This window comes from Agriterribacter sp., assembly GCF_035444585.1.
Classification (GTDB): Bacteria; Bacteroidota; Bacteroidia; order Chitinophagales; family Chitinophagaceae; genus Agriterribacter.
Window position 1 is genome coordinate 1 of sequence record NZ_DAOMOZ010000178.1, and the last position, 10,147, is coordinate 10,147.

Consider the following 10,147-nt stretch of genomic DNA (forward strand, 5'->3'; position numbering starts at 1 on the left):
GATCGTGCGTTCTTCTTCGGCCAGTTTTTTAAATAAGGTTTGCCTTCCCTTCTTTAAAGGCAGGAACCCTTCAAAACAAAACCGGTTAATGGGTAGCCCGCTGTTCACCAGTGCCGGCACAAATGCGGTAGCACCGGGCAGGCATTCTACCCTGATATTGTTCTTTATACATTCCCTGACCAGCAAAAATGCAGGGTCGGAAATACCGGGAGTACCCGCATCTGTAAGCATGGCCATCGTTTTACCTGCCTGCAACTGCTCTACCAAATGCTGTACTATTTTATGCTCATTGTGCTGGTGGTGGGGCGTAACCGGCTTTTGTATACCGTAGTGCCTGAGCAATACCGATGAAGTGCGGGTATCTTCTGCCAGTATAAGATCAACCTCATTTAAAACAGCGACTGCCCGGAAACTGATATCGGCAAGATTACCTATGGGGGATGGAACAATATAAAGCATGACTTTTATACGGCAGGAGCTACCGCTATCTCAAAGTATTCCATTACCTGGTTGGCTAATAATTTCTGCGAAGCTTCTTCTGCAATTTTCCTGGCTGCTTCGGCCGATCCGGCTTCAATTTGCAGGACGATGTGCTTCCCTATGCGTACATCTTCAACGCCCTTAAGCCCCAGATTGTTTAAACCGCTCATCACCGCCTTTCCCTGGGGGTCGAGCAGCTCTTTCAACGGCATAATATTGATATGAACAGCGTAGATCATGTTTCTATTTATTTTTGAGCCGCAAAGATAACAGAATGTAGGCGATAAAAATAAAGGGAACCGCTGCCCATTTAAACAATACCACAAGTACGATTGCCAGCAAAACCAGTATCCATTTGGAACTGTTGTTCTTAAAGGAATAATCTTTAAATTTCAGGCTCATGATGGGAATATCGGATACCATCAGCCAGCTAAGCAATAACACCACTGCGTACCATAACCATTTGTTTAAAAAGATATCCGTTACCGTTGCTGCGGAACTGTGCCAGAAGATGAGCGGAAAGGAAGCAACAAGCAACCCCACAGCCGGTGTAGGTACGCCCTTAAAATGATAGGTCTGGTTTTCATCCAGATTGAATTTAGCAAGGCGCCAGGCTGCGGCACAGGGCAGCAGCAAAGCCGGCAGCAACCAGGCAACGGAAGCATCCAGCCCGTCTGCTTCGCGGGCTACCGACAAACGCAGGAACTGGTAAATGATCAGCCCCGGCGCCACTCCAAAGCTTACCACATCTGCCAGGGAATCCAACTGCTTGCCCATGGCAGAGGAAGCATTCATTAAACGGGCAAGAAATCCGTCAAAAAAATCAACCACGGCAGCTAAGGCAATGAACAGTGAAGCCATAAAAATTTGTTCCGGCATGTTCATCATTTGTATTCCTTCGCCCGTGGTAATCAATTCAATGCCGCTTTGCAGTATCACAATAATAGCCAGGCAACCGAAAAACAGGTTGATCAGTGTAAAAATATTAGGGATTTGCTTCATCAATGGTGCAGTTTGTGGCAGATAGAAAGTAAGGCACGTTGTTTTTATTTTTTCATCAGCGCTTCAATTTCGTCTGCAGTGATGGGAATTTTTTTCATAAGGTCTTTATTGCCGTTTTTGGTGATCCAGAAATTATTCTCAATGCGTATGCCCGTTTGCTCTTCTTCAATGTAAATACCCGGTTCAATGGTAAATACCATCCCTGCCCGCACGGGTTCGGTTCGTGTACCCAGGTCATGCACATCTATGCCAAGGTGATGTGAAATACCGTGATATAAATATTTCCGGTAGGCCCTGTTTTCCCGGTCTTCATTTTTGACATCCGCTTTTTTCAGCAGGCCGATCTTCAAAAACTGCTTTGTTGCCTCCTCCCCCACTTTTTCGGTATAATCAACTAAGGTGATGCCCGGCTTTAAAATGGATGCGGCGTAGCGATGCAAATGCAGGCAGGCATTATACACTTCTTTCTGCCGCCTGGTAAATTTGCCGTTCACGGGAACGGTACGGGTAAGATCGGCGCAATATCCTCCATACTCAGCGCCAAAATCCATCAATACCAATTCGCCATCTTTGCATTCATTGTTGTTCGATATATAATGCAGGGTTCTTGCCCTGTCGCCGCTTGCGATTATAGATCCATAGGCCGGACCCGTAGCCCGGTTCCTTAAAAATTCATGAAAAATTTCGGCCTCAATTTCATACTCCATCACCCCCGGGCGGATAAAAGACAATAAGCGCCTGAATGTTTTTTCCGTTATGTCTATCGCCTGCTGCATTACTTCAACTTCAAGCGCCGTTTTAATGCCCCTCAGCTCCTTCAGTATCCTGGCGCTGCGCCTGTATTCGTGCAGCGGGTAACGGCGCCGCATTTGCCTCGCATAGCGATAATCCCTCACAGGCACAAGATTTGCCTTCCTGTCGTTTTCATTGGTATTGAGATAAATGATATTACACAAATGGATCCAGGGCTGCAGCAAGCCATCCAGCGCATCTAACCATACGATCGTTGAAATACCCGATATGGCTTCGGCCTCCTTTGCCCTCAGGCGGTGCCCGTCCCACTTTTCCTTCAGCTCATTGGGCCGCACCAGCACCAGCACTTCCCTGTATTTTTTGTCGGGGTTGCCGGGGTAAAGGATCAGCATGGATTCTTCCTGCTCAATGCCCGTGAGCCAGTACAGATCAGAATTTTGCTTAAAAGGATACAGCGCATCGCCATTTGACGGTAATTCATCATTGCTGTTGAATATGGCTATGGCGTTTTTTTCCATGCGGGCGGTAAACCTTTTGCGGTTCTGAACAAATATTTCTGGATTCAATGGCAGATACTTCATAGCGGAATGCTTTATCCGGTTGAATAATAATGCAATATCTGCATAAAATGCCGGCTTGCAAAAAACATTGGTGAGGAGGTATGAGGTTTCAGTGTCATGTCGCGGATTTTGGAATTTGTGGCTTTTGGTTTGAGGTTTATTGTTGCATTCGGATTGGGTTTTATCCGCCCCTGCGGACAGGTTTGTTTCTTGTTATTTGGTTCTTATTATTTGCTTTCAGGGACTTTGCGTTCAGATGCGGTGCTGACCCTCCTTCGTCGGGTGCCGACCGCATTTTCGGATTTAGAGCTTATAGCTTCGAATTTTATTGCCCTGGTTCTTGTTTTTGCGATTCGGTTCTTTTAACCGACCCAGCTATGTTTTCGCAAGGATACATTTCACGGATAAAAAACACACCATCAAATACTTTGTTCCACATAGCTTTATAGTTTTGATGATACCGGTTATTTACAACTCCACCCGACAGGTTAAAATTTTTATCCCGGTTCGGGTATAGCATATTGAATTTCCTGAAATCCACAAATGCATATTGATACGCTTTGGGAATCCAGTTTTCAAAGCTGTTGGTTTCAGGCGGTGGTATTTTATATATGGCATGGGGATATAGCCGGCCGTATGTTCCCTGATAGGAAGTAAAACCCATTATATACGTGTTTTTTTCATTACCCTCCATTTCGGTAAAAAAAGTTCCCATGGTTTTGGCTTCATTGAAAAACTTTACAGGGTAATGACCCGAATACTTTGAGACATGATGGTTATGGGCCCATACTATGATTTTCTGATCCGGGTACTTCACTTTTGCAATCCATTCTAAATTCATAGCCATTTGACTGTCACGAAGATTTGACCTGTCAAAGTGACTACCTTTTTTATTTGTATGTATTCTGTATATACTGATCATATTATCAACAACCCTGACCCAGAAATCATTTGCCGTCAGTTTTTCAGATAGCTCCTTCTTTATTGCGACCAGGTAATTTTTGCAATTATTATTCTGCTCAATAGTACCCTGTCCATAAATACATCCGCCTTTTAGCCGGGGAATAATTTCTTCACTATAATTTGGCAATGATGCAACAGGTAGTTTTTCCGCCCTGATTACACTATCCAAAATACCTACGACTACGGAAGCGCTCATCTGATTATCAAAACCAGTAATCCTTAACGGAGGTGCAGCTTCATACCGGTCGGGAATATATTCCTTAAATAAGTTTTGACAACTGGCGCAATCTGTCCAAAGTGCAGGTATACTTTTCTGTATTAAAGAATCAATCCCTGATCTATTTATCCTTTCCCACCCATAATTTAATACCGTAAAATCACTTTCAAATGCAAGCACATTAAATCCTTTTTTCTCGTGGAGATATTTGATCAGTCGCGTTTTAGCTAAAAAGGCAGGCGCATCTCCATGATCCTGCTCGCCCAGCATTACAATCCTCGCATTTCCGATGGCATTGCCTATAGGCTCCAAATCACGGTAATCTGTGGAGTCCGGCTCAATAGCAGATACTTCAATTGATGAACCAGTTATATAGTTTTTTATATTATTCTGACTTCTCACAGGTGCTTCCGAAGCCAGTATAAATGCAATCAATAGTCCTGCTCTTTCCGGATAATTGAGCATTGCTGTTATTTTTTACGATTTAAATCAGGGAATATTTTGCCTTTGGAATTCTTTTTTGATAGCCGGCAGTTGCTCCTTATACTTTGCAGGATCCCAAACGATATTCCATTGCTTCACATATTCAGCTAATGGTTGAAGACCAATTGATTTTCGCCGTGCGTCAACATTGTCAGGATCAGAAAGCGGTAATATATAGTGCAACCCCGATTCTTTACTAAAACCAACCTGGGTCCCATAAATTTGTTCTTTTCCTTTTCTTAATAGCATCCTGTCTTTTATTAAAGCTAAATTACCAGCAGCTAAGTCCCCGCTTTCAACAGCCTTTTCTATTAACGGTAAATACTTTTCCTGGGTTTCTATATCCGCATGCTGAATTACAATGAACAGTGTTATGCTTCCTTTTGCACCAATTTCTTTTGTACCAGGCCAACCAAATTTATTCAGGATATTGGTAACCTTGATCAAATTGATGGAATCTGCAGCATTCATACGTTGTAGCTGCTTCCTCATTTCATCAGAGCCCGGCCCATATTCAGCGATTATGGAATCCAATTGTATTCTATAAAGTTGGTCATCATTAAAAATGGTATCCAGTTGTTTAATCAAGGGTTTATTGAAGTTTTCTTCTATTTTTTCTTTGTTCTTTTCAATTACATCAAGAAGGCTTGTCCAACGGGCATCGGCGTGTAATGATCTTAAATCTTCATCATTTTTAATATGATCTATATTCGAATAGCTTGCGCCGGATACGATCTTATTCAATTGATAGAACGAACTATCTGGTATGCCAGCCAACGCCCAGCAACAGGCAGCATTATACCTGTCGTTTACCAAACCCTTCCACCCTACTGATTCAAAAGCCTTTGAAAATGTTTTCGCCGCATTTAAATATTCACCCTTACGATACAAAGAATCTGCCGCCTCAACATTTACTTTATACTCATCAGTCATCTGGGATTTTGCATTCTGATAAAATATCAATCCCGAAAGAAGGGTAAAATATATTTTTATCATGCTTTCTATTATGAAGTGATAATAATTAAACTTGTATCATCAAGTCTTCCTGCCCCAATAAAGCACAATTCCACTTTTGTTAAGTTAACACAAAAAAAAGCAGTCAGCAAAACAGCATGCATTCCAATTGCCGCAGTTTTGCAATTTTGGTTCTTTTACCAGTTGTTGGTCAGGCAATCATTAAAAAACTAACGTTCGTTAGGTAAATTCAGATTTGATCTTTAGCTTTGCCTTCTCAAACCGTTTTTATGGCAGTACCTGTATTTTTATTTTCTCCCGGTGAACTGATACGTTATGGCTTAAAAGTATCGGACAGCACGCATTACCAGGCCAGCCGCGGGGAACTGATAAAAGCCACACTTCAGTTGGGCGAAGGGACGCTCAGTGATACGGGTGCGCTGGTGGTGGAAACGGGAAAATTTACGGGAAGAAGCCCTAAGGACAGGTTCATTGTTAAAGACCATATTACCACAAACACTGTGAACTGGAACGACATCAACCTGCCGCTTGAAACACATTATTTCGATATTATTTTCAGTCATGTTACCGCTTATCTTAACAGCCAGCCTGAACTTTGGGTGAGGGATTGTTATGCCTGCGCAGATGCGGAGTACCGCTTTAACATCCGTATTGTAAATGAAAAGCCCTGGATCAATCTTTTTGCAGCCAACATGTTTTTGCAGCCAACGGAAGAGGAGCTGGAAGACTTTGGTCCGCACTGGCATATTTTTTCGGCATCCGGATTACAACTGCCTTACAAAGCATGCGGCATAAGGCAGGAAAATGCAGTAGTGATCAGCTTTAAGCATAAAATGATATTGATTGCCGGAACCGCCTACACCGGTGAAATCAAAAAGGCAGTTTTTTCGGTGCTCAACTACCTGCTTCCCATAGAAAAAAATGTATTGGGCATGCATTGCGCAGCCAATATCGGGGCAAAGAATGATGCCGCTCTTTTCTTTGGTCTAAGCGGTACGGGTAAAACCACGCTCAGCACATCGCCGGAACGTAAATTGATCGGAGATGACGAACATGGATGGAGTGATGAAGGCATTTTTAACTTTGAAGGCGGTTGCTATGCCAAATGTATAGGTCTTGAAGAAGATAAAGAACCCGATATTTATAAAGCCATCCGGTATGGCGCTTTGGTAGAGAATACCCGCTTTATTAGCGGTACCGACCGGATTGATTTTTTTGATAAAAGCATCACCGAAAATACCAGGGTATCTTATCCCCTGCACTTTATTTCCAATATTGCAGAACCCTCACAAGGTGCCGCGCCGGATAATATATTCTTTTTAACCTGTGATGCCTATGGCGTGCTTCCGCCTGTTTCCAGGCTTACGCGGGAGCAGGCAATGTATCATTTCATCAGTGGCTATACCGCTAAAATAGCAGGAACGGAGACCGGTATTACAGAGCCTAAAGTGGTTTTCAGCGCCTGCTTCGGGGCGCCATTCCTTCCGCTCCATCCCGTAGTATACACGAAAATGCTGGGTGAAAAACTGCATAAACACGAGGCCAATGTCTGGCTGATCAATACCGGGTGGACAGGCGGTTCGTACGGAACAGGGAAGCGCATCCTCCTGCGGTATACCCGTGCCATCATCCATGCTGCTTTACACGGCAAACTAAATGATGCAGTATACAGCACTGACAAGTTTTTCGGGCTGGCTGTACCGCAGAGCTGCCCGGGTGTGCCTTACAGCATCATCAATCCTGAAAATGCCTGGAACGATAAAAATGCATATGTGCAAACTGCCAAAAAATTAGCAGGGCAGTTCATCAAAAATTTTGAACAGTATGGTAATACCGTTCCTGCTGAAATAATGAACGGTGGACCGGTATTGCTTTAACAACAGCCCTAATTAAAAAGGAGTGTGTGGTGCGGTTGCCTGCCGGTTTAGGAAAGCTGCCTGTACAACAGGCGGCTTTTTTTGTTACTCTTTCTTTGTCTTCGACCCCTTCAGGGTCGTAACACATCCTATTACCATCCTGGTATAAACCGGTGACCCCTTCAGGGTCTGGTATAACCGTAAAGATGCAACTTCATATAGACTGACGGTAAATCCTCAATCGAATTTTAAGAACGGCTGTGCATCATCCCGCCAGCGGATGGGAAGGAAGAAAAAAACAACAATAATATTCAAGAGAAATTTACCAATCATTTAAAGTATATGGATATATACATAGCGTCTTAAATAATACAGCATAATTTCTTTAATTCATCATTTGGCTTTCTGCAATATTTCATTTGTTCATTTATGGTCGTTTCTACTTCTGATAGTGTTGCAAGGTATCTGTTGTGAGTGCAAAGCCTCCCTGTCAACTTCCATACGCGCTCAATATGATTAAGTTCCGGGCTTTATGGTGGCAAGAAGAGCAACTCTATCTTTGCCTTGTTCGTTTCTAACCAGGGCTTTAGCATTACAGCGTGATGATATTTTGCGTTATCCAGAACTACCAACAGTTTTCTTCCTCTGGTTTTTGACCTTAGCAGCTTTTTTAAAAAAGACAAAAACGTTTCTGCATTAAAGATCGTTGTGACCATAGAAACCATTTTTCCTGTTGTAGCATATACCGCACCAAATAATGAAATGCTCTTTCTTGTTGGAGCGTGTTTTACAACAGGGTCTTTATCTTCGGGCGATACCCACATTTTACAACGACTGCCATGCTGTTGAAAATGACATTCATCCCCGAAGCAAATATCAATCTTTATTTTTTTTGCCAGCGACCGGGGTTTTTTTAAAAGCGCTTTGATCCGCTTCATCTGCTTTTGCAATCACAGGTCTGGGTTTCCGATACCGGAACTCATTGCTTTAAATAACCGTTGACATTGTCTTACGCCAAGTACAACCCCTAAATGTCCTTGAAGATGTTTTGACAAAAGCCTGCCATCCCAAAGGTTTTGCTTATAACCAAAAGACAGGGGAGGCTGACGTAAATGTTTCTCAATCTTTGACCATTGCTTTGCATCTAAAGATCTGGGGCGGCCCGAACGCTCCTTATCCTGTAAGCCTGCAAAGCCTGACTTGTTAAACCGATTAACCCATCTTTGTATTGTAGTAGGTGACTGACCAAACATTTCTCCAATTTGGTAACTGTCGTAACCCTGAGATGCAAGTAATACTCCATGCAACTTATGGTCATAACGGGATTCTTCTGACCTTAATATTTCCTGCTGAAGTGCAACCTGCATTATTTCACCATCCTTAACTGAAAGAACTCGCATAATTATTTGTTTTCATAAATACAATCATTTATACTGCATTATTTATGTCATTATGTATAGCTGATCATATCCTTCCGGGATGGCGGAAAAAAAGAGTATCCAAAAGCGGCTTGTTCCTCCTGCGGAGGGTACGGCTCACTTATGCACAAGTTCCTGTATTGACCCTGAAAGGGTCGAACAACAAAGGCCTTATGTTAGTTTGGCATAATGTGAATAAAACTTTTCGGGCAGCTCACAATTATCAAAATCATCAACCGGTAAAGTACGGTTATAACTCAACTTTACGGTTTACCTTTGTGCTATGTCAACAGAAAAAAAGAAAACACTCATCCTGGGTGCATCGGCTAACCCGCAGCGATACAGCTATCTTGCCCTTGACTGCCTCCGCAATGCGGGGCATGAAGTAGTAGCCATTGGCAGGAGAAATGCGGTGGTGAAAGATGTTCACATTGACACGGAACAAAAGCCTTATGCAGACGTGCATACAGTAACGCTTTATTTGAATCCTTCACATCAGAAAGAATATTACGACTATATTTTATCACTCCGCCCCAAACGCATCATCTTTAATCCCGGTACGGAAAACGGGGAACTGTACCGCCTGGCAAATGATCATGCCATTAAAGCCCGGGAGGCATGCACCCTGGTTTTGCTGAGCACGGGACAATATTAGCAGAGAAATGTAAGTAGATCTTTCATGCCCGCACCGGCAGGCCCTGAATACGAAGACTTAACTTCAAAATCCGAAGCGGAATCTCAAATCGCAGAAGCACGAAACCCCGTTGCTTAAGCCCCATATCCAAATATTATTCTAACGATAACGCATAAATTTAAAAAAAAACGTACATTGGGAAAACCGATTCAAGTATGCTATGGAGAAGATTTAACGGAGAACACATCCATCTCCCTATTAAGGATGAAGTTAAAGAAGCCATCATCCGCGAAACAAGAAAAGGCTTTCACCTGAAAGTTTGTATTGGTACAGACTCGCAGGTAAAGGGCGCGGAAACCGAGTTCGCAACGGTAATCGTATTTCTTCGCGAAGGCCACGGCGGCTTTATGTTCATTCACAATGAAAAAACAACCAGGCAGTATTCCATTAAAGAAAGAATGCTGGTGGAAGTAGCCAAAAGCATTGAGATCGCTTATGAACTATGCGATCTGTTTACTGTGTTTGACGTTGATATGGAAGTGCATGCCGACATCAATACCAATCCTCATTTTAAAAGCAACGAAGCCCTGCGTGAAGCAATGGGCTATATACTGGGAATGGGCTTTGCTTTTAAAGCCAAGCCGGAGGCTTTTGCCAGCAGCAGCTGCGCCAATAAGGTGGTGAATTAGGGGAGGTGAATGGTGAGAGGTGGTGAGAGGTGGTGAGAGGTGAATGGTGAGAGGCGAGAGGTTGCCGGCAGGGACACTCCCTGAAACCTGCAACTTGAAACCTGAACCCTGTAACAT

11 protein-coding genes are annotated in these 10,147 nt (G+C 43.2%); 3 read left to right on the forward strand and 8 right to left on the reverse strand.

The window, feature by feature from the left end; all coding sequences use genetic code 11:
• The 6 genes from rsmI to PLH26_RS16525 all read right to left on the reverse strand — a co-directional run.
• The coding region (rsmI, locus tag PLH26_RS16500; protein WP_324587131.1) for a 16S rRNA (cytidine(1402)-2'-O)-methyltransferase at positions 1-459 on the reverse strand (459 nt) is incomplete at its 3' end.
• 5 nt (positions 460-464) lie between these two features.
• Positions 465-719 carry a phosphoribosylformylglycinamidine synthase subunit PurS gene (gene purS / locus PLH26_RS16505; protein ID WP_324587132.1) on the reverse strand — a complete coding sequence of 85 codons (255 nt, stop codon included), beginning with the start codon at positions 717-719 and terminating at the stop codon, positions 465-467.
• 4 nt (positions 720-723) lie between these two features.
• Positions 724-1,482, reverse strand: a complete 759-nt coding sequence (locus PLH26_RS16510) for a CDP-alcohol phosphatidyltransferase family protein (RefSeq protein WP_324587133.1) — start codon at positions 1,480-1,482, stop codon at positions 724-726.
• 44 nt (positions 1,483-1,526) lie between these two features.
• Positions 1,527-2,816: an aminopeptidase P N-terminal domain-containing protein gene (locus tag PLH26_RS16515; protein WP_324587134.1), complete on the reverse strand. Its 1,290-nt coding sequence runs from the start codon at positions 2,814-2,816 to the stop codon at positions 1,527-1,529.
• 304 nt (positions 2,817-3,120) lie between these two features.
• The gene (locus PLH26_RS16520; RefSeq protein WP_324587135.1) at positions 3,121-4,440 is read right to left on the reverse strand and encodes an erythromycin esterase family protein; all 1,320 of its coding nucleotides are present in this window, start codon (positions 4,438-4,440) and stop codon (positions 3,121-3,123) included.
• Positions 4,441-4,464: 24 nt separating this feature from the next.
• Positions 4,465-5,454, reverse strand: coding sequence for a DUF6624 domain-containing protein (locus PLH26_RS16525; RefSeq protein WP_324587136.1), 990 nt, complete (start codon positions 5,452-5,454; stop codon positions 4,465-4,467).
• A 248-nt stretch (positions 5,455-5,702) separates the two neighbouring features.
• Between PLH26_RS16525 and pckA the strand changes: the two genes are divergently transcribed.
• Entirely contained in the window at positions 5,703-7,310 is a 1,608-nt protein-coding gene (gene pckA / locus PLH26_RS16530) for a phosphoenolpyruvate carboxykinase (ATP) (RefSeq protein WP_324587137.1), read from the forward strand.
• A 509-nt stretch (positions 7,311-7,819) separates the two neighbouring features.
• On the opposite strand, the gene PLH26_RS16535 is transcribed toward pckA, so the two are convergent.
• Together PLH26_RS16535 and PLH26_RS16540 are read right to left on the reverse strand one after the other, a co-directional pair.
• The gene (locus PLH26_RS16535; RefSeq protein WP_324587138.1) at positions 7,820-8,227 is read right to left on the reverse strand and encodes a transposase; all 408 of its coding nucleotides are present in this window, start codon (positions 8,225-8,227) and stop codon (positions 7,820-7,822) included.
• Between the two features lie 12 nt (positions 8,228-8,239).
• Positions 8,240-8,689, reverse strand: coding sequence for a helix-turn-helix domain-containing protein (locus PLH26_RS16540; protein WP_324587139.1), 450 nt, complete (start codon positions 8,687-8,689; stop codon positions 8,240-8,242).
• A gap of 301 nt (positions 8,690-8,990) precedes the next feature.
• On the opposite strand from PLH26_RS16540, the gene PLH26_RS16545 reads away from it, so the two are divergent.
• Positions 8,991-9,362 (forward strand): CoA-binding protein, encoded by a 372-nt coding sequence (locus tag PLH26_RS16545; RefSeq protein WP_324587140.1) that lies wholly within the window; start codon positions 8,991-8,993, stop codon positions 9,360-9,362.
• 194 nt (positions 9,363-9,556) lie between these two features.
• Positions 9,557-10,030, forward strand: coding sequence for a ribonuclease H-like YkuK family protein (locus tag PLH26_RS16550; RefSeq protein ID WP_324587141.1), 474 nt, complete (start codon positions 9,557-9,559; stop codon positions 10,028-10,030).
• Positions 10,031-10,147 lie beyond the last annotated feature (117 nt).